General features: G+C 49.7%; 1 rRNA gene. It reads right to left on the bottom strand.

Going from position 1 to position 936, the window contains the following annotated elements:
* Positions 1 to 936, bottom strand: a 16S ribosomal RNA gene (locus tag CXQ90_RS21645); the annotation flags it as partial.

Below are 936 nucleotides of genomic sequence, written 5' to 3'. Positions count from 1 at the left end.
CACATGCTCCGCCGCTTGTGCGGGCCCCCGTCAATTCCTTTGAGTTTTAATCTTGCGACCGTACTCCCCAGGCGGAATGTTTAATGCGTTAGCTGCGCCACTAAGATCTCAAGGATCCCAACGGCTAGTCGACATCGTTTACGGCGTGGACTACTAGGGTATCTAATCCTATTTGCTCCCCACGCTTTCGTGCCTCAGCGTCAATAACAAGCCAGTAAGCCGCTTTCGCCACAGGTGTTCTTCCATATATCTACGCATTTCACCGCTACACATGGAATTCCACTTACCTCTCTTGCATTCTAGTAATGCAGTTTTCAAGGCGGACCGGAGTTGAGCTCCGGGCTTTAACCTCAAACTTGCAAAACCGCCTACGCACCCTATACGCCCAATAAATCCGGATAACGCTTGCCACCTATGTATTACCGCGGCTGCTGGCACATAGTTAGCCGTGGCTTTCTGGTAAGGTACCGTCAATATAGAGGCATTTCCTACTCTATTTTTTCTTCCCTTACAACAGAGCTTTACAACCCGAAGGCCGTCATTACTCACGCGGCATTGCTTCATCAGACTTTCGTCCATTGTGAAAAATTCCCTACTGCTGCCTCCCGTAGGAGTCTGGGCCGTATCTCAGTCCCAATGTGGCCGATCAACCTCTCAGTTCGGCTACGTATCATCGCCTAGGTGAGCCATTACCTCACCTACTAACTAATACGCCGCATCCCCATCTCATAGTGAACCAAACGGTCCTTTCAATCTTTTCTCATGCGATAATAAGATTCACATGCGGTATTATCTTTCGTTTCCAAAAGTTATCCCCCGCTATGAGGTAGGTTAGATACGTGTTACTCACCCGTTCGCCACTGGGGTGCAAGCACCCCCGTTCGACTTGCATGTATTAGGCATGCCGCCAGCGTTTATCCTGAGCCAGGATCAAAC

It is taken from the genome of Arthrobacter sp. ZGTC131 (assembly GCF_002929275.1).
Classification (GTDB): Bacteria; Actinomycetota; Actinomycetes; order Actinomycetales; family Micrococcaceae; genus Arthrobacter.
This window is presented reverse-complemented; position numbering and strand designations above follow the sequence as displayed.